Origin of the sequence: Streptosporangium sp. NPDC006013 (genome assembly GCF_040614275.1) — a bacterium.
In the GTDB taxonomy this organism is placed as follows: domain Bacteria; phylum Actinomycetota; class Actinomycetes; order Streptosporangiales; family Streptosporangiaceae; genus Streptosporangium.
The window spans coordinates 20,409-38,059 of record NZ_JBEXUE010000031.1; the positions used below are offsets into that span (position 1 = coordinate 20,409).

At 70.2% G+C, this 17,651-nt stretch carries 19 protein-coding genes; 17 read left to right on the plus strand and 2 right to left on the minus strand.

Features of this window, described 5'->3' with window-relative positions:
• Positions 1-137 precede the first annotated feature (137 nt).
• Both ABZ260_RS07580 and ABZ260_RS07585 read left to right on the plus strand, forming a co-directional pair.
• Entirely contained in the window at positions 138-458 is a 321-nt protein-coding gene (locus ABZ260_RS07580) for a protealysin inhibitor emfourin (RefSeq protein WP_355614009.1), read from the plus strand.
• Positions 459-969: 511 nt separating this feature from the next.
• Positions 970-1,482, plus strand: a complete 513-nt coding sequence (locus ABZ260_RS07585; protein ID WP_355614011.1) for a hypothetical protein — start codon at positions 970-972, stop codon at positions 1,480-1,482.
• On the opposite strand, the gene ABZ260_RS07590 is transcribed toward ABZ260_RS07585, so the two are convergent.
• Positions 1,406-2,476, minus strand: a complete 1,071-nt coding sequence (locus tag ABZ260_RS07590) for a hypothetical protein (protein ID WP_355614013.1) — start codon at positions 2,474-2,476, stop codon at positions 1,406-1,408. The genes ABZ260_RS07585 and ABZ260_RS07590 overlap by 77 nt on opposite strands.
• Positions 2,473-2,862 (minus strand): GntR family transcriptional regulator, encoded by a 390-nt coding sequence (locus ABZ260_RS07595; protein ID WP_355566077.1) that lies wholly within the window; start codon positions 2,860-2,862, stop codon positions 2,473-2,475. Before ABZ260_RS07595 ends, ABZ260_RS07590 begins: the two co-directional genes overlap by 4 nt.
• A gap of 59 nt (positions 2,863-2,921) precedes the next feature.
• Here ABZ260_RS07595 and ABZ260_RS07600 point away from each other — a divergent pair, with 59 nt between their 5' ends.
• The 15 genes from ABZ260_RS07600 (at position 2,922) to ABZ260_RS07670 (ending at position 17,416) form a co-directional block, all read left to right on the plus strand.
• Complete coding sequence (locus ABZ260_RS07600; protein ID WP_355614015.1) at positions 2,922-3,278, plus strand: hypothetical protein; 357 nt, start codon at positions 2,922-2,924, stop codon at positions 3,276-3,278.
• Entirely contained in the window at positions 3,275-4,147 is an 873-nt protein-coding gene (locus ABZ260_RS07605; RefSeq protein WP_355614017.1) for an ATP-binding cassette domain-containing protein, read from the plus strand. The genes ABZ260_RS07600 and ABZ260_RS07605 overlap by 4 nt, the downstream gene beginning before the upstream one ends.
• Positions 4,144-4,938, plus strand: a complete 795-nt coding sequence (locus tag ABZ260_RS07610; protein ID WP_355614019.1) for an ABC transporter permease — start codon at positions 4,144-4,146, stop codon at positions 4,936-4,938. Before ABZ260_RS07605 ends, ABZ260_RS07610 begins: the two co-directional genes overlap by 4 nt.
• Positions 4,939-5,111: 173 nt before the next feature.
• On the plus strand, positions 5,112-5,402 hold the full coding sequence (locus tag ABZ260_RS07615) for a BMC domain-containing protein (RefSeq protein WP_350914533.1): 291 nt from the start codon (positions 5,112-5,114) through the stop codon (positions 5,400-5,402).
• A 9-nt stretch (positions 5,403-5,411) separates the two neighbouring features.
• Complete coding sequence (locus tag ABZ260_RS07620) at positions 5,412-5,735, plus strand: BMC domain-containing protein (RefSeq protein ID WP_350914532.1); 324 nt, start codon at positions 5,412-5,414, stop codon at positions 5,733-5,735.
• A complete protein-coding gene (locus ABZ260_RS07625) occupies positions 5,732-6,010 on the plus strand; it encodes a EutN/CcmL family microcompartment protein (RefSeq protein WP_355614022.1) in 279 nt (92 codons plus the stop codon). The genes ABZ260_RS07620 and ABZ260_RS07625 overlap by 4 nt, the downstream gene beginning before the upstream one ends.
• Positions 6,011-6,041: 31 nt before the next feature.
• Positions 6,042-7,517, plus strand: coding sequence for a 2-hydroxymuconic semialdehyde dehydrogenase (locus ABZ260_RS07630; RefSeq protein ID WP_355614024.1), 1,476 nt, complete (start codon positions 6,042-6,044; stop codon positions 7,515-7,517).
• Positions 7,510-7,722 (plus strand): hypothetical protein, encoded by a 213-nt coding sequence (locus ABZ260_RS07635; protein WP_355614026.1) that lies wholly within the window; start codon positions 7,510-7,512, stop codon positions 7,720-7,722. The genes ABZ260_RS07630 and ABZ260_RS07635 overlap by 8 nt, the downstream gene beginning before the upstream one ends.
• A gap of 155 nt (positions 7,723-7,877) precedes the next feature.
• Positions 7,878-9,110 carry a M24 family metallopeptidase gene (locus tag ABZ260_RS07640; protein WP_355614027.1) on the plus strand — a complete coding sequence of 411 codons (1,233 nt, stop codon included), beginning with the start codon at positions 7,878-7,880 and terminating at the stop codon, positions 9,108-9,110.
• A 22-nt stretch (positions 9,111-9,132) separates the two neighbouring features.
• Positions 9,133-10,908: a hydantoinase B/oxoprolinase family protein gene (locus tag ABZ260_RS07645; protein ID WP_355614029.1), complete on the plus strand. Its 1,776-nt coding sequence runs from the start codon at positions 9,133-9,135 to the stop codon at positions 10,906-10,908.
• Positions 10,905-13,019 carry a hydantoinase/oxoprolinase family protein gene (locus tag ABZ260_RS07650; protein WP_355614031.1) on the plus strand — a complete coding sequence of 705 codons (2,115 nt, stop codon included), beginning with the start codon at positions 10,905-10,907 and terminating at the stop codon, positions 13,017-13,019. Before ABZ260_RS07645 ends, ABZ260_RS07650 begins: the two co-directional genes overlap by 4 nt.
• 93 nt (positions 13,020-13,112) lie before the next feature.
• Positions 13,113-13,853 carry an IclR family transcriptional regulator gene (locus ABZ260_RS07655; protein ID WP_355614033.1) on the plus strand — a complete coding sequence of 247 codons (741 nt, stop codon included), beginning with the start codon at positions 13,113-13,115 and terminating at the stop codon, positions 13,851-13,853.
• Between the two features lie 116 nt (positions 13,854-13,969).
• Entirely contained in the window at positions 13,970-14,962 is a 993-nt protein-coding gene (locus ABZ260_RS07660; protein WP_355614035.1) for a tRNA U-34 5-methylaminomethyl-2-thiouridine biosynthesis protein, read from the plus strand.
• Complete coding sequence (locus ABZ260_RS07665; protein WP_355614037.1) at positions 14,962-15,795, plus strand: hypothetical protein; 834 nt, start codon at positions 14,962-14,964, stop codon at positions 15,793-15,795. The genes ABZ260_RS07660 and ABZ260_RS07665 overlap by 1 nt, the downstream gene beginning before the upstream one ends.
• Positions 15,796-15,988: 193 nt before the next feature.
• Positions 15,989-17,416: a hypothetical protein gene (locus tag ABZ260_RS07670; protein ID WP_355614039.1), complete on the plus strand. Its 1,428-nt coding sequence runs from the start codon at positions 15,989-15,991 to the stop codon at positions 17,414-17,416.
• The last annotated feature ends 235 nt before the right edge of the window (positions 17,417-17,651 follow it).

Genomic DNA, 17,651 nt, shown 5'->3' on the forward strand with positions numbered 1-17,651 from the left:
TCGGTCGTCTGTAAGTGTCGTGCAATCGATCTGCCGTACCCATGGGAGCCTCCGGATCGGCCGCGCGATACCCCGGTCAGGTCACCAGCGCGCCGCGCGCCCGATGACGGACGACGATTGACGGACGAGAGGTGTTCATGGCGGACGACACGACGTTACGGGTCCGGTTGCGGTGCACCGGCGGAATCGCCGGAAGGGAGATCAACGGCCTGCTGGACGCGTCCCACCTGCCGGCCGATCAGGCGCGTGAGCTGGAGGCACTGGTCGAGGTGCTGCCCGCCGAGGACGTTCGCGGGCTGTTCCCGCCGCCGGTGCCCGACTCGATGTTCTACGAGCTGCACGTCGAGAGGTACGGCCAGCGGCGGGCCTACTGGTATCACAGCTGCAGCCTGCCGCCCGAGGTGCTGCCGCTTGTCCGGCTCCTGCTCCATGCCGCGGACGGGAACCCCTCGACATGACGGCGGCGACCGCTCCGGCACCCGGCATGCTCTCCGCCGCTCAGGCCATCCGGATCGGCGGGCTGACCTGTGTCGTGGCCGCCACCGCCTCCTTCGAACGCGTCCGGGGCTCCCTGCCCTCCTGGACCGACCTCCGTTTCGCCAAGGCGCACAGGCTCACCGACCGCCTGGTGGAGGAGGACGCGCCCGTCGTCAGGGGGGCGAGGCGGGAGATCGACGAACTGCTCGGCCCGTGCGGTCCCGACATCCGGTGGGCGATCGGCGCCGCCGCTGCCGCCCGGGTCGGCAGGGGCTCCGTTGCGGAGGTCGTGCTCGGCCTCGGCCTGGCCGCCGCCGATCTCTATGTGGCCGGGCGCACCGCCGACCACCTGGCGATGATCCTGGACCTCGGCGCGGGCCACGAGCGGGCCTCCGCGATCCGCGGGCTGTTCGAGCAGGCCAACAAGGACCTGGCCGTCGCGCGGTCGACGGTGATCGCGGCGATCAGAGTCCTGCGCAGGATGTCGAGTGGGTGTCGATCGACGCGCGGACCTTCCTGCGACGGGCGCCGGAGATCTTCGCGGTGGCGCCGATCCTGTACGTCAAGCTCACCGACGCCGCGCCGCTGCTGCCGGACCTGCTCGCCTCGGACCTGCTGTCGCGGCTGCTCTCGCTTGACCTGTCGGGCCAGGGGCTCGACGACGGTCATGTCGAGGCGCTCACCAGGGCCTCGGGGCTCGCCGGTCTGCGGTCGCTGGACCTGAGCGCGAACCGGATCGGCGCCGCCGGTGTGGCCCTCCTGCACACCGCCACCTCGTTCCCGTCGCTCGTGCACTGCCCGCTCGACGGCAATCCCTGCGGCCCGATGTACGAGCTCGGCTACACCCGCCAGGAGTACCCGGCCGAGGAGTGGGTGGCGACCCCGCTCAAGTCTCAAGCCTCGGATCCCGGCCGAGCGGCTCCGGCGGTCAGAAGATGCCGCGCTTCTGTGGCAGGTCGATGCCGCCGAACACGGTGGCCAGGACGAGCCCGGCGAGGCCGATGACGACAAGGCCGAGCAGCAGCCAGGCGATGGGGTGCCCGAGGTTGAGCGTCCAGCTGGAGGAGCCCAGCCGGGCGTGGACGAGAAGGGCGGGGTCGCGCCGGTTGGCATAGATCGTGCCCGCGAGGAACCAGTACCGGTCATCGTCGCGCTGCGCCATCCCGGTGTCCTCCTCCTGTTCATCGGGCAGGGCGGGCAGGCGGTGCCCTGCCTGGCCGACCTTCGTCTCCCACACCAGCCATCCGCCGAGCAGGGCGACCAACGGCAGGCACCCGGCCACCAGCCACCCGACCGTATTCCCGACGACATTCCCGACGACCCCCCATTGCCGCAACGCCCAGATGAGCAGGCTCAGATTGAGGCAGGCGGCGGACAGCAGCGACAAGGTGGCCACACCGCGCAGGTAGATGCGGTAGCGGCGAGCCGAGGACTTGGGCCGGGCCGCGTCGAGGTCGGGCCGGGCACGCAACACGATCAGGATCACGACGACGACCAGCAGGGTTAGCCCGGCCTGGGACAACACAGGCTCGAACCATCCGGCCACGGTGCTGGACGACCACCAGCCGATCCCCGCGGTGAGCAGCACGACGGCCAGGGCGGGCAACCCCCACACCCACGGCACGCGGACCGGGTCGGTGCGGAAGGTCGTGTCCATGGTGATGCCCTGGCGCCGCTCGCCCGCCCATCCCCCGCCGCTCTTGGCGGCGCGGACCTTGAGATGGGCGCGGTAGTACAGCAGCAGATCGGCGGCGACCAGTACCCCGAGTGTCACCGCCGGCTGCCCTGTGAGGATCGAGACCACCGCGGCGACGGCGGCCACCGCGACGACCAGGCGGGTGTAGACGCGCCGCTGGGTGACGATCGCCGGGTCGCCTGCCCGCTCGGCGGTCACCCGCACCCCGAACGGCAGCGTCGGCCGCGCCAGCGCGGGCAGCACCAGCATGAGGCATGTGACCAGCGCGACCAGAGCCAGGTCGGCGGCGATGGACAGCATCATGACCGTGTCCCGAAGCCGGCCACGATCGCCTCGCAGCGTCGTATCACGTCGTCGCGGTCCAGGCCGTGAACGGTGGCTTCCGCCAGGAGTACCCGCATTCTCTCTTCCCAGTCGTCGATGAATCCGGCCTCGGGCGGGCCGGTGTCGGCATCGCGGCGGATGACCGCGCCGCTCTTGCGGTTGATCCGGATGATGCCCTGCTGTCGTAGCAGGTCATAGGCCTTGTTCACGGTATGGAAATTGATACCGAAGTCCGCGGCGAGCTGCCGTGTCGAAGGTAGTGGGTCGCCTTCGCGCGCCTGCCGGCGGGCGATCGCCTCCACGACCCGGTCCCTGATCTGCTGGTAGATCGGGACCTCGCTGTCCAGGTCAAGTGTCAGGTGCACATCGACATCCTATCTGATATAGAACTAATAGAACAGATACAACTTGCCAAGGAGGCAGCATGATCCAGGTACGGATTCACGACGGAACGCTGAGCGTGCACTTTCCGCCGTGGACGCGACCGTTCGTCAGGGCCGGCCAGGTGGACGTGCCCCTGGCGGCGATCGCCGACGTACACCACCTCGACCAGCCGCTCGCCGCGGCCAAGGGGCTGCGTTCCGGGCTGGTGGTCAGCGGCTACACCAAGGTCGGCACGTGGACGTCCTTCAGCGGCGTCAAGCGGCTGGTGGCCGCCCGCCGAGGCGTTCCGGGCGTGCGGATCGTCCTGAAGCACAGGGTGGCGGGCGTCGACGAGCTGATCCTTGGCGTCCAGGACGCCAAGGAGATCCAGCGCCGGCTGACGCAGGTGCAGCAGTGAGCATCGAGGTACGCGGCCTGACCAAGGCGTTCGGCCCGGTATCCGCGGTCACCGACCTCACCTTCCAGGCCGCCCCCGGCACGGTGACCGGCTTCCTCGGGCCTAACGGCGCGGGCAAGACCACCACCATGCGGATGATGCTGGGCCTGGTCGCGCCCACCTCCGGCACCGCCACCATCGACGGAAAGCGCTACGCCGACCTGGCCAGGCCGTCGGCGACCGTCGGCGCGGTACTGGACGGCTCCGGCTTCCACCCGGCCCACACGGCCCTGCGCCACCTGCGGATCTACTCCCGCATGGGCGGGTACGGCAAAGCCCGCGCCCTGCAGGTCGCCGAGCTGACCGGGGTGTCGGCCTTCGCCGGCCGCGCCACCCGCACCCTGTCCACCGGTATACGCCAGCGCCTCAACCTGGCCACCGCCCTGCTCGGCGACCCCCACGTGCTCCTGCTGGACGAGCCGGGCAACGGCCTCGACCCCGAGGGCATCGCCTGGATGCGCACCTTCCTGCGCGACCTGGCCGCCGAGGGCCGCACCATCCTGATCTCCAGTCACGTCCTCGGCGAGATCGAACAGACAGCCGACCGCATCGTGGTGATACATCAGGGACGACTGATCTCCACCGGCCCCATCTCCGAGCTGTACGGCAAGACAGCCGTGCTTGTCCGGTCACCGCAGGCAGAGCGGCTCAGAAGTCACCTCACGGTTCCCACGGAGATCCTGGGACCGGACACCCTGCGCATCCACGGCATGACCACCGCGCAGGTCGCGACCGCCGCGGCGGACCTCGGCATCGCACTGCACGAGATCACCCCCGAACGCCCCACCCTGGAACAGGCGTTCCTCGATCTCACCGGAGGCCACCGATGATCGCTCTCATCGCGGCGGAATGGAGCCGCCTGACCGGCACCAGGCTGTGGCTGTGGGGTCTGCTGGCCGCTCTCGGCAGTGGTGCCCTCACCGGGCTGCTCGCGCTCATCGGGCCGGAGAACTTCACCCCGCCCATGCCGGGCCTGGACACGGCCGAAGGCGTGCACGTCATGCTCGGCCTGCTCGGGTTCACCATGTTCATCCCCGCCCTGCTCGGGACGGCTGCGGTGACCACCGAATACCGGCACCGGACCATCACCACCACGGCGCTGTTCGCCCCCCGGCGGTGGACCTGGCTGGTGGCCAAGCTCCTCGCCTACACCGGAGGCGGACTCGTCTACGGCCTCATCGCCTGCACCGTCGCCGCCGGCGCCCTCTTCGCCGCGGCGGCGCTCAGGGGTGTCGCCCTTGGCCTGCCCACGAGCACCGTCCTGGCACTCCTGGCCCGCATCGCTCTGGCCATGGCCGTCTACACCCTGCTCGGCGCGGCGGTGGGCGCGATCCTGCGCAACCAGGTGGCGGCACTCGTCACCGTCGGCGCCTACCTGTACATGATCGAGACCGTCCTCATGCTCATCCCCGGCGTCAAGGCGGTCTACCCCTACCTGCCGGGCGGCGCGACCTCCGCGCTGACCGGATTCACCTACCTGGCCGACGCCGTCGCCGGCCAGACCGGCACCTCGGCCACTGCGTTGCTCTCCGCGCCACTCGGCGCCGCCGTACTGCTCGGCTATGCCCTGATCGCCACCGTCATCGCCGTCGCAGCACCGCTCCGGCGAGACATCACGTGAAGGATCCGCCGGATCACCTGGTGATCCGGCAATTGAGCCGGCGGGTGGCACTCCCGTCCGGCACCGCCGGACAAAGGTGCTGTGAGCCCTGGTCAGGTGGCTTAGGTTCCCTGGCACCACAGGAAGGACGGCGGGGTGTCCATGATCCGCCCGGCTGTCAGGAAGGTGCACGGATGAGTAAGGCAGTTGCGTTCATTGAGGCCGACGGGATGGTGGCCATCTTCGACGCCGTCGACGCCATGGTAAAGGCCACCGAGGTGACGGTCGAGGGCACCATGCGCCTCGGCGGCGGCATCGTCGCGGTCTCCATCAGCGGGGACCTGGCGACGGTCGAGGAGGCCACCGAGGTCGGGGTCGAGACCGCCAAGGCGATATCACGCGGCAAGGTCAGCTCCGTGATCTTCGCCTACCCGAGCGTGCCCGTCGCCGCGCTCGCGACCAACCCCTCCCTCATCGACGGTTAGGAGAGCATCATGACAGGCTCACAGAACGCGATCGGCCTGATCGAGACCCGTGGGATCGTCTCCCTGGTCGCCGGCATCGAGGCGATGATGAAGACCGCCGAGGTCGAGACGATCAACGTGGAGCGGATCGGCTCCGGCTACTTCTCCGCCGCGGTCAAAGGCAGCATCGCCGCCGTGCGGCAGTCGCTCGACTCCGGGGCCGCCGCGGTCAAGCAGTACGGGGAGCTGCGCTCGGTGCAGCTCTACCCCCGCCCGGACGCCGTCTCCGTCGGGCTGCTCGACAACGGCACCCGCGAGCTGCTGACCGGCGGCACAAAGGCTGATGTGTCGTGATTTTGGCAGAGGTCACCGGCCGTATCTGGAACGAGCGTGCTGTCTCCGGCCTGGAGCAGCGCCGGCTCGTGACGGTACGGCCCGTCGGTGGGACGGAGACCCTCGTAGCGGTCGATCTCATCCACGTGGCCGCGCCGAACCTCGTCCTGCTCGCCAGTGACGAGGCGGCCCAGGCCGCCGCGTGCGGTGACGCGGCCGGGATCGACCTGGCGGTCGTCGCCCTGGTGGCGGGGGCCGACGTGGTCACCGTCGAGAACGGCGACGCCGGCCGGTGAACACGCCTGTCGCGGAGCGGAGGGGAGAGCGGTGACCCGGGTTCTGCGGAACTACGTGGGCGGTGAGTTCGTCGACGGCGCCTCGTCGTTCGAGAAGATCAGCCCGGTCGACGGCGGTGCCGTCGCGACGGTGCACGAGGCGGACGCGGTGGTCGTGGACGCCGCGGTGGCCGCGGCCAGGGCCGCGCTGAACGGCCCGTGGGGGCGGAGCACCGTCGCACAACGCGCGGCGCTGCTCCGCCGGATCGCCGGCCGGATCGAGGAACGGTTCGAGGATCTGCTCGCCGCCGAGGTCGCCGACACCGGCAAGCCGATCGCGTCGGCCAGGGAACTGGACATCGCCCGGGCGGCGCAGAACTTCCGGTCGTTCGCCGACACGATCGCCGCGGAGGGGCTCGACTCCTACCTCACCGATACGGCGGACGGAGGCCGGGCGCTGAACTACGCGGTCGGCAAGCCGCTGGGCGTGGTGGCCGTCATCGTGCCGTGGAACCTTCCGCTGCTCCTGCTCACCTGGAAGGTCGCGCCCGCGATCGGGTGCGGCAACGCCGTCGTGGTGAAGCCCTCGGAGGAGACGCCGTCCTCGGCCACCCTGCTCGCGGAGATCATGGCGGAGGCGGGTGTCCCGGACGGCGTCTACAACGTGGTGCACGGTTTCGGCACGGGGTCGGCCGGTGAGCTGCTGACCACCCACCACGACATCGACGGGGTGACGTTCACCGGGGAGTCCAGGACGGGCTCGTCGATCATGAAGGCGGTGGCCCCGTGGGTCCGGCCGGTCTCGTTCGAGCTGGGTGGCAAGAACGCCGCGCTGGTCTTCGACGACGCCGACCTCGACCGCACCGTCGAGGGGCTGGGACGGTCGATCTTCACCAACACCGGCCAGGTCTGCCTGTGCACGGAGCGGGTGTACGTCCAGCGCGGCGTGTTCGACGAGGTCGTCGCCCGGCTCGCCAAGCTGGCGGCCGAGCTCCGTCCCGGCCTGCCGGACGACCCGCTCACCACCATGGGACCGCTGATCTCCCAGGCTCACCGCGCCAAGGTCCTGTCGTACCTGTCACTGGCCACCCGTCAGGGCGCGGAGTGCGTGGCCGGCGGCGGGATTCCCGACATGCCCTCGGCGCTGAGTGAGGGGGCGTGGATCGAACCGACCCTGTGGACCGGCCTGGACAACGCCACCGCGGTCATGCGGGAGGAGATCTTCGGCCCGGTCGCGGGGCTGGTCCCCTTCGACACCGAGCAGGAGGCGATCCGGCTGGCCAACGACACCAAGTACGGACTGGCCGCCACGGTCTGGACCCGGGATCTGGACCGTGGCCACCGGGTCGCGCAGCGGATGAAGGTCGGCATGGCGTGGGTCAACGCGTGGTACCTGCGCGACCTGCGCTCGCCGTTCGGCGGCGTCGGCCTGTCCGGCGTCGGACGCGAGGGCGGCAGGCACTCCATGCGCTTCTACACCTCCCCCACGAACGTCTGCGTCAGGATCGCGGGTGGCGGCGATGACTGAAGCCCGCGTGCTCGACGAGCCGGCCACACCGTGTGGAACGTTCCCGCACGTCAGGGTGGCGGGTGACCTGATCTTCGTGTCGGGCACCGGCAGCCGCGCCCCCGACAACTCCATCGTGGGCGCGAGCGTCGACGAGATGGGCTGGAGATTCAGGCGGTCGCCCGCCGCCGTACCGCGGGCGCGCAGTAGCCGACGCCGGATATAGCCGGATATAGGGAGAGAGAACGCATGGCGAGCGTCTTCCGGGTGCCACTCGGACAAGACAGGGGTAACCAGCCCGGATCGGCAGCGCCGAGCCCGGCGCATGGCCGGCGCACCCCGCCTCCGCCGCCGAAGGCGGCACCCCCACCAAAGATCACTTTGTGCCAGGCGACCCGGCGCGACTGCAAGAGCGTGCTGCCCACCCCGCAGGCCGCGGCGGCCCAGCGGGTGAACGGCACCGGCTCGCTGAGTGAGCGGGACCGCCGCTGGAAGGCGTTGCACCAGGCCATGGCGGCCGAGGGCTACGACGCGCTGCTGTTCGCCGGCGCCGACTACCGGGGCCACAAGGGCAGCCTGCGCTACCTCGCGGACTACAACCTCGCCCACCGGTACGGCTACGCGGTGATGTTCCCGGGAGAGGAGCCCATCATGGTGCTCCCGCAGAACCTCTCCTCGGGACGCCGCCCGCACACCGCCTGGGTCTCGGACTACCGCTACCCGTACAACCTCGGTGAGGGGCTGGCGGAGGTGCTGGCGGGCCGGGGGCCTGCACCCAGGATCGGCGTCGTCGGCCTCGGCCAGGTCATGAAGGTCGAGGACTACCTGGCGCTGGCCCAGGCCCTTCCCGGCGCGCGGATCGAGGACGCCGGGCAGCTATTCGACCGGGTACGGGCGATCAAGAGCCCGGCGGAGTTGCAGGCCGTCCAGGAGGCCGCCTACATCCTGGACCGCTGCTTCGACCGGCTACTGGAGATCGCCAGGCCGGGCATGACGGAGCGGGCGGTCGGCGCGGAGATGTACCAGATCGCCGCCGGTTTCGGCGGCGAGGATCCGCTCTTCCTGACGATGTACGTCGACTCCGAGCCCGCGGGCCCGGTTCCGACGTTCGGCGCGCCCCGCCACCGCGAGCTGCGCGCCAACGACGTGCTGACCTTCTCCTACGAGCTGGTCGGCCCTGCCGGGTACTGGGTGGAGTTCTCCAGGATGGTCACGTTCGCCGAGCCGATCGAGCCGGTGAGCCGGATCGCCCGCGCGGTCGGCGCCGGCATGGAGGCGGCCCGCCAGGCGCTGCGCCCCGGAACCTCGATGAGCGACGTCCAGCGCAAGCTGATCACCGCGGTGGAGGCCGAGGGCGTGAAGTCGTCCTACTGGTCCGGCCACGGCATGGGCCTGGACGTTCTGGAGGAGCCGTGGGTCGGCCTGGACATGGTCCAGGACAGCGGCAACGCGGGCGCGGTCACCGAGACCGCCGACGGGATGGTCCTCGCGATCCATCCCACCCTCTGGGAGGAGGAAACGGCGGCAATGGGCTATATGTCCGATACTTACATTGTCTCCGGCGGCTCGTGCCGAGCTCTTTCCAAGCATCCCGTCCAGCTCTACCGCGTCTGATGCGTGCGCAAGGGAGTGAATCATGACTCAAGGCACTGAGGTGGACCCGATCCTGGCGTCCGTCCTGCAACGGCGGGTCGACGCCATCGCCAAGGAGATGGCGACGCTGCTGATGCGCTCGTCCCGCTCACCGATCTTCAACGAGATCGGGGACCTGGTGACCGTGCTCTTCGACGCCAAGGGCCGCACCCTGGCCCAGGCGGAGTTCGCGGCGATCATCGCGTTCGGCGCGCAGCCGCCGCTGGAGTACATCATCGAGTACTTCGGCGATGACATCGCCGAAGGCGACGTCATCATGCACAACGACGTCTACACCGGCGGCAACCAGAACGCCGATACCGGCATCTACCTGCCGATCTTCCACGACGGCAGGCTGGTGGCCTGGGCCGCGGCCAAGGGGCACCTCGCCGACATCGGCGGGATGACCGCGGGTGGCTACGACCCCGCGGCCAGGGAGGTCTGGCAGGAGGCGCTGCGCATCCCGCCGGTCAAGGTCTACGAGGCGGGCAGGCTGCGCCGCGACGTCTGGGACCTCATCTCCGCCAACATCCGGCTGAGCTTCGTCATGGAAGACGTGAAGTCCATGATCGGCGCCTGCACCGTCGGCAGGCGGCGCCTGGTGGAGGTGCTCGACCGCTACGGCGACGAGATGTTCGACCACCACATGGAGTACATCCTGCGGGGATCCGAGCGCCAGGTGCGCGCCGAGATCGAGCGCTGGCCCGACGGTGTCTACCGCGGCGAGAGCGAGATGGTCTCCGACGGGATCGACACCACCCGCCGCTACCGGATCGCCTGCGAGATCCGGATCGAGGGTGACGAGATCACCTTCGACTTCTCCGGCAGCGACGACCAGGCACCCGGCTTCACCAACATGCCCCCGGCCTCGGCGGCCGGCGCGGTGCGCATCGCCTTCCTCATGCTGATCGCCGCGGGCGGGGTCGTGGTCCCGACCAACCAGGGCCTGTTCAGCCCGGTGCGCACCGTCTTCCGCGAGGGATCGCTGTTCAACCCGCGCTTCCCGGCGGCGACGGTCTTCGGCAACCAGATGTGCGACGAGATCGTCGAGTGCGTCATGACCGCGCTGGCCGACGCGCTGCCCGACCGGGTCACGGCCGGCTGGACGAAGTTCATCTCCGCCATCCTGCACGGCGAGGACCCGCGTACCGGCGACCCGTTCGTGACCCTGACGGTCTTCCAGCGCAACGGGCCCGGCGCGATGAAGGGTCACGACGGCTGGGACGCGCTCGGCTTCACCGGTACGGCCGGCCAGATGCGCTCCCCCGACCCGGAGATGTTCGAGCTGACCTCCCCGCACTTCTTCGAGTACCACGAGTACCTCCCCGACTCGGCGGGTGCCGGACAGTGGCGGGGAGGTCTGGGCACCCGTTCGGCGTGGCGCTGCCACGGCGAGAACGAGGTGGGGGTGACCAACGGCGAGGGCGTCGAGGCCGAGGGCGCGATCCCGGCCAAGGGCCTGTTCGGCGGGCACGACGCGGGGCTGAACCGGATGTCCGTCGAACTGCCCGACGGCAGCGAGCGGATCTGGGGTTCCAAGGACCTGGTCCAGCTCCCGCCCGGCTCGCTGGTGCGGGCACAGAGCTGGGGCGGCGCCGGGTACGGCGACCCGTTCCTGCGCCCGGCCGAGCTGGTCGTCTCGGAGGTGCGCGACGGGCTGCTCTCGGTGGAGCGGGCGCGCGACAACTACGGCGTGGTCGTGGACACCGCGCTTTGGCGAGTGGACGAGGAGCGCACGGCCGCCCTCCGGCAGAACACGGTGAAGGAGACGAACTCATGAGCATCCGTGTCGGCGTGGACGTCGGTGGCACGTTCACCGACTTCCTGATCGTGGAGGAGGACGGAACCCGGCTGATCCACAAGACCAGCTCCATCCCCGCGGACCCCGCCCGAGCCGTCACCAAGGGACTGCGCGAGATCGCCGAGCGGCGCGGTGAGTCGCTGGACGCCTTCCTCGGCCAGGTCCACACGATCGTGCACGGCACGACCGTCACCACCAACGCCCTGCTCACCAGGAACGGCGCGAAGACCGGCCTGCTGACGACCGAGGGCTTCCGCGACGTGCTCGCGATGCGCGACGGCACCCGCGAGGACGCCTACGACAACCGGCTCGCGCACCCCGTGCCGCTCGTCCCCCGTCACCTGCGGCTGCCGGTCAAGGGCCGCCTGGACAACACGGGCAAGGAGCTGACGCCGCTGGACGTCGAGGACGTGCGGCGCGCGGCCGAGGCGCTGCGCGCGGACGGCGTCCAGTCCGTCGCGATCTGCTTCATGCACTCGCACGCCAACGGTGAGCACGAGCGCCGGGCCGCCGAGGTGATCGCCGCGGAGCTGCCGGACGCGTACGTGACGACGTCGAGCGACCTGCTCTCCCAGGCGCGCTACTACGACCGCACCAGCACCGCGGTGCTCAACTCCTACGCCGGTCCGATCATCAGCGACTACCTGCGGGTACTGACCGAGACGCTCAACGAGGTGGGATTCGCCGGGGTGCTGCTGATCATGCAGTCCAACGGCGGGGTCGCCACGCCCCAGGAGCTGCGCCGCCGCGCCGCGCTCTCGCTGCTGTCAGGACCGGCCTCCGGCCCGACGGCGGGTCTGCTGGAGGTGGCCCCGCACGGGTGGGACAGCTGCCTCACCGTGGACATGGGCGGCACCAGCTTCGACGCCGCCGTGGTCAAGGACGGCCGGCCGCTGGTCATGACCGACGGCCTGATCGACCGGTGGCGGATCGCCCTTCCCATGGTCGACATCCACACGATCGGCGCGGGCGGCGGCAGCATCGCCCAGGTGGACGAGGGCGGCATCCTGCGGGTGGGCCCGCAGAGCGCCGGCGCCGTTCCCGGCCCCGCCTGCTACGGGCGTGGCGGTGACCGGCCGACGACCACCGACGCCGACGTGGTGCTCGGCTACCTCGACCCGGTGGGCTTCGCCGACGGCGGCGTCGGTCTCGACGTGGAGGCCGCCAGGCAGGCGATCGAGCGGGACGTGGCCAAGCCGCTCGGGCTCGACGTCACCGCCGCCGCCGCGGGCATCTACGACCTGGTCAACGTGGGCATGGCCACCGGCGTCCGGGAGATCACCGTCCGGCGCGGGCTCGACCCCCGTGACTTCCCGATCGTGGTCGCCGGCGGTGCCGGTCCGGTGCACGCCGCGGCCATCGCCAGGGAGCTGGAGATCCCGATCCTGGTCGTTCCCCGGGAGTCGTCGATCTTCTGCGCGGCGGGCATGCTGGTCTGCGACTTCAAGCACGACTACGTCAAGAGCTTCAAGCTGCGGCTGGCGGGCCTGGACGAGTCCAGGCTGACCGCCATCTGGGGCGAGATGGCGAAGGAGGGTCAGCAGACCCTGCTCGGCGAGGGGCTCGGCGACGACGCGGTCTCCTTCCTGCCCTCGCTGGACATGCGCTACGCCGGGCAGTGGTTCGAGATCAACGTCCCGCTGCCGGCGGAGGCGGTGCGGGAGGCCGATTCCGCGGCCATCGCCGAGGCGTTCCACGCCATGCACGACGAGCTGTTCGGCTACCGCTCCGACGACATGCCGGTGGAGGTCATCAACGTCCGGCTCACCGTGCTGGGCTCGGCGCCGAAGCCGGCGGTCAACCGCTCGGCGATGACCGCCTCCACCGGTGACGCGCTGGTCGGCCGCCGTCCGATCTGGTCGCCCGCCCAGCGGCGGATGGTGGAGTCGAACATCTACGCCGGGCTGCGAATGGCCCCCGGCGACGAGGTGTCGGGGCCGGCCGTGATCGAGCTGGGCACCACCACCGTCGTCGTGCTCGACGAGTACGACGTGGTCGTGGACCTGGCCGGCTCGTTCGTGATGTACCTGCGCTCCCGGGCCGGGGAACTGCGCCCGCGCATCGTCACGGAGGCGGCCCCCGCCTCCTGACTCCGAGTAGTCGCGAAACGCCAGACTAGGCTGTCCGTAAAGGCGAAACACCAGGTAAGAGCAGAGGCAACGGAGTACGACGGGGAATCGATCATGGCGGAGCGGGTTGAGGCGGTTCTCAAGGCGGCCAAGGTGTTGCGGTCCTTCGACCCGCAGCACCGCATCATGACCGTCCGGGAGGTCTCCGCCCGCACCGGCATTCCCCGCAGCACCTGCCACGCCCTGTGCTCCACCCTGGTGGAGGCCCGGATGCTCGAGGCCATGCCGGAGGGCGGCTACCGGCTCGGCCCCGCCGTGGCCTGGCTCGGCGCGCAGGTCCTCGAACGGATCGGGCTGGCCGAGGCCGCCACCCGGACGATGGAGGACCTGGCCCGGCAGTTCGGCGGCGGCGTGCAACTCGGTCAGTACGTCGCCAAGGGCTGGATCGTCTACCTGCACCACGTCGAGCACGACCGGGGCCTGATCCGCCACCGGTTCGGCAGCCGGGTGCCCGCGTACCGCACCGCCTGCGGGCGCGCGGCGATGTCCCGCTTCGAGCCGCTTGAGGTGGCCGACATCATGACCCTGCATCCCGGGGTGGACCTGGACCTGCTCCTGCGCGATCTCACGCTCGCGCGGGAGCGGGGGTTCGCCATCTCGGACACGTCGAGTCCCCAGGTCAGATCGGTCGCGGCGTGCATCCTCGACCCCGACGGCAGCGTGGTGGGCGCGGTCTCCATCGCGCAGCGCAAGTCGGTGATGAACGAGCGCCGCACCCTGGCCCTGGGCAACGCCATCCGCTCGGCGGCCCAGGAGATCTCCCAGCGCCTCGCGACCCGGGGCCGGATCGGCTGACCCGATCCGGTGTCTCCCGTCGCGATCACGGCCGACCGGCCCGATCCGGCGATCCTGTCCGGCCTAGCCGGACAAAAGCCATGAACTCCCCTCATTGACGGCGTTACCGTGCGGCCATGTCGAGTGTGTTCAAAGTTCCGGTCGGCGACCGCACGTGGCAGCGGCGTTCCGGCGGTTCACCCGGGCTTCCCGCCCCCGCCCCGGCGGACACCGCGCGGGATGACGGCGGTCCCGGAATCATCGCGGGGCTCCTCGCCCCCCATCCGCCACACCTGCTGTACGCGGAGAACCCGCCGCAGAACGAGCCCCGCTCGGAGGGCGGCTGGGAGGTGCTGCGCTGGGCCTATGAGGACCTGCGCAGGCGCATCCGCGAGATGAACCCCGACGTGATCGTGCTGCACGCGCCGCACTGGATCACCATGGTGGGACACCACGTCAACTGCGTGCCCAACCCCAGGGGCTTCTCGGTCGAGCCGATCTTCCCCCACCTGCTGCGCTACAGGTACGACTTCCGTACCGACGTGGAGCTCGCCGAGGCCATCGCCGACCAGGCGAGTGACGACGGCCTGGTCACCAGGAAGATGCGCAACGAGGGCGTCCGCGTCGACTACGCGACGATCACCGCGCTGCACCTGCTCAACCCCGAGTGGGACATCCCCGTGGTGTCGCTGTCGGCCAACAACAACCCCTACTTCTACTCGACCTCCTCGCTGGACCAGATGGAGGTTCTCGGGGAGTCGACCCGCAAGGCGATCGAGGGGCTCGGCCGCCGGGCCATCGTGGCCGGCTCGAACTCGCTGTCGCACCTGCACTGGGAGCGCGAACAGGGCCTGCCCGAGGACATGACCTACGAGCATGCCTACAACCACCACCAGTACCGGTGGGACATGCGCCTGCTTGAACTGATCAGGGCGGGACGCACCCGCGAGCTGCGGGAGATGATCCCCGAGCACATCGAGCAGACCGAGTCGGAGACCAAGGCCGGCAGCCTGACCTGGATGCTCTCGGCTCTCGGCTGGCCGGAGAACCTCGGCGAGGTGCTCGGCTACGGAACGGTGATCGGCACGGGCAACGCGGTGTGCCTGTGGGACATGCGGGGACGGCGGTAATGGGCAAGGTGACAAACGACCGGTTCGCCGGCGCGGTGCTGATTCCCGGCATGCCGCAGTTGCTGGCGGCCGAGCCCGCACCGGCCTGGGCCGGGCTCACCACCGAGACGAGGAACGCCGGGGAACTGCTCCGCGCGGCCGGGGCCGAGACGCTCGTGGTGCTCTCCACGCAGTGGTTCACCGTGCTCGGCCACCAGGTGCAGACCGACCGGCGCCTGCACGGCACCCGGGTCGACGAGAACTGGTACGACTTCGACTACGGCACCATGGGATACGACTTCCACACGGACGTCGACCTGGCCGAACAGTGGTCCAAGGAGATCGAGAAGGCCGGGCTGGAGGCGCGGCGCACCGGCTACGAGCACTTCCCGATCGACACCGGGATGATCGTCGCGACGCGGCTGCTCGACCCCGGGCAGACACTGCCGGTCGTGCAGGTCTCCTGCAACCTCTATGCCGGTGTCGAGGCCGTCTCCGAACTCGGCCGGGCCGCGATGGCGGCCGCCTCGGCGATCGGCCGGCGGGTGGCACTCGTCGCCGTCTCCGGGCTCTCCAGCGGCCTGATCCAGCGGTGGATCAGGCCTGAGGAGGACCACCTGGAGTCCGCCGCCGCCGAGCAGTGGGACCGGCGCATCCTCGGCCTCCTCGCCGAGGGCCGCCTCGACGAGGTGATGGAGCTGCGCGAGCAGTACGCCCGCGAGGCCCAGGCCGACAGCCAGCTCCGCGCGCTCGCCTTCCTGGAGGGCACCGGCCTGGTCAACCGCCCGGCCGACGTACGCGCGTACGGCCCGCTCTGGGGCACCGGGGCGGCGGTGGTGCACTGGGCGCCGTGATCCGGCCCCCTCTTGCGAGCCCCCGGAAAAGGTGTCCGGAACAGCAGGACAACGCAAGATGTCCAGTTCACATCGTGTGGTTGGGTTTCCGCAACATTGAGCCCGCCTCCATGGCAGTGGGACGGCTTTTAAGGGATTCGTCATGCATTCTTCCCATGTTCAAAGTGCGTCACCGCACAGCATCCGCGAAACCATGGAGGACAACGTCCTCAACCCGGTCGCCGACGACCAACGACGTAGCGGCTGGGCGCTCCTGGCCAACACCGCGGGTGTGGGCACCACCCTTGCCATGCTGCTCATCGGCGGCGGCGCCAGCTACCTCGTCGGGGTGTGGTGGACCATCGGGATGGCCGCCGTCTCCGCGATCTTCGGTGCCGTGATCGGAACCCTCACCTGCCGGGTCAGCCAGAGCACCGGCACCTCGTCCACGGTCACCAGCCGCTTCCACGGCCTGGGAGCGTCCGGCTCGGCGCTGGCGTCGCTGATGTTCGCGACGATGGTCATCTGCTTCCTCGCACTGGAGAACGCGCTGCTCTACCACGGCACGCTCTTCATGCTCGGCTGGTCTCCGAGCACCGCCAACGCCGTCGTCATCTACGGCGTCTTCACGCTCGTCTGGATCGCGCTCGCCCTCTTCGGCGTCCAGCTCGTGCAGCGGACCTCCCTGCTGCTCACGATCGTCGCCGCGGTGCTGATGGTCGCGGTGGTCGTGGTCGCCTTCAGCAAGTCCTCGCTGTCGGCCGGCGACGTCCTGGCCTTCCGCCCGGACGGCGTCGGCAGCGCCGAGATCATGGGCACGCTGGCCAGCATGATGGGCATGGCGGGCGCGCTCGCCCTCACCTCCGCGGACTTCTCCCGCTACGCCAGGACCTCCCGCGACGTCCGGATCATGTCGATCGGTGGCGCCGTCATCGTCAACTTCCTGGTCGTGGTGCTGGGCGCGCTGCTGTACCAGGCGGGTGACACCGTGGTGGCCGCCTACCTTGAGGAGCCGGGACGCGCGGCCGTGGCCGCCGCCCAACCGGGCGCGACCATCCCCGAGAAGGTGCAGTCCCTCGCGCACACCAACGCCGGAGCGTACTTCGTCGTGCTGGCCGGTTTCCTCGGCTTCCTGGTCATGTACGCGGCGCAGGTCAAGGCCCAGGTCATCAACGCCTACACCAGCTCGCTCTCCCTCACCAACCTGGTCGACGCCCTGATCGGCCGCGCCCCCAGCCGCATCCTCATGGTGCTCGTCGCCAACGCGCTGGCCCTGCTCGCCGTGTGGGGCGACATTCTCAGCCTGCTCGGCCAGTTGCTGGGCGCGCTGGGAATCGCGACCTGCTCGCTCTCCGCGCTGCTCATCACCGACTTCCAGCTGACCCGCGGCCGGCGGTCCGGCGGCCTGGTCGAGCGCTTCAACTGGGCGGGCATCATCGCCCTGGTGGCCGGCTTCGGCGTCTCCTACTACCTCTTCACCACCGGCATCTTCCAGCTCGGCTTCCTGGTGACCCTCGTCCTCACCCCGGCGATCTACCTCGCGCTGCGCCGCACCGTGCTGCGGCCGGGCACCGGTACGTCGTACGTGAAGGCGACGGCCGCACTGCGCGAGATCGAGGACAAGGAAGCGGTCGCACACTGACCTCCCACTCCGAAGGGCGCCCGGGAACCGGGCGCCCTTTTCCTTTTGGTCCGGTTCCCGGTGGACCTGACGCCCGGCTGATCCACCGGCCGGCCGGGTGGTGATCCCGCCCGTCCGGATGCGAGCGGAGGGCGCCCGGGAGAACCGCCGTAGTTGACGTCGATCACCCCGATGCCCCTGCTGGTGAAGAACGCCTTCTCCAGGTCGAGCGCTCCGACGCTGTGCCCGGTCGGCC

What these genes read in the sequence shown, in the direction of transcription:
- ABZ260_RS07580 (WP_355614009.1), top strand. Translation starts at nt 138, where the DNA reads ATGGCGGACGACACGACGTTACGGGTCCGGTTGCGGTGCACCGGCGGA.
- ABZ260_RS07590 (WP_355614013.1), bottom strand. Translation starts at nt 2,476, where the DNA reads ATGATGCTGTCCATCGCCGCCGACCTGGCTCTGGTCGCGCTGGTCACA.
- ABZ260_RS07600 (WP_355614015.1), top strand. Translation starts at nt 2,922, where the DNA reads ATGATCCAGGTACGGATTCACGACGGAACGCTGAGCGTGCACTTTCCG.
- ABZ260_RS07610 (WP_355614019.1), top strand. Translation starts at nt 4,144, where the DNA reads ATGATCGCTCTCATCGCGGCGGAATGGAGCCGCCTGACCGGCACCAGG.
- ABZ260_RS07615 (WP_350914533.1), top strand. Translation starts at nt 5,112, where the DNA reads ATGAGTAAGGCAGTTGCGTTCATTGAGGCCGACGGGATGGTGGCCATC.
- ABZ260_RS07620 (WP_350914532.1), top strand. Translation starts at nt 5,412, where the DNA reads ATGACAGGCTCACAGAACGCGATCGGCCTGATCGAGACCCGTGGGATC.
- ABZ260_RS07635 (WP_355614026.1), top strand. Translation starts at nt 7,510, where the DNA reads ATGACTGAAGCCCGCGTGCTCGACGAGCCGGCCACACCGTGTGGAACG.
- ABZ260_RS07645 (WP_355614029.1), top strand. Translation starts at nt 9,133, where the DNA reads ATGACTCAAGGCACTGAGGTGGACCCGATCCTGGCGTCCGTCCTGCAA.
- ABZ260_RS07650 (WP_355614031.1), top strand. Translation starts at nt 10,905, where the DNA reads ATGAGCATCCGTGTCGGCGTGGACGTCGGTGGCACGTTCACCGACTTC.
- ABZ260_RS07655 (WP_355614033.1), top strand. Translation starts at nt 13,113, where the DNA reads ATGGCGGAGCGGGTTGAGGCGGTTCTCAAGGCGGCCAAGGTGTTGCGG.
- ABZ260_RS07660 (WP_355614035.1), top strand. Translation starts at nt 13,970, where the DNA reads ATGTCGAGTGTGTTCAAAGTTCCGGTCGGCGACCGCACGTGGCAGCGG.
- ABZ260_RS07665 (WP_355614037.1), top strand. Translation starts at nt 14,962, where the DNA reads ATGGGCAAGGTGACAAACGACCGGTTCGCCGGCGCGGTGCTGATTCCC.
- ABZ260_RS07670 (WP_355614039.1), top strand. Translation starts at nt 15,989, where the DNA reads ATGGAGGACAACGTCCTCAACCCGGTCGCCGACGACCAACGACGTAGC.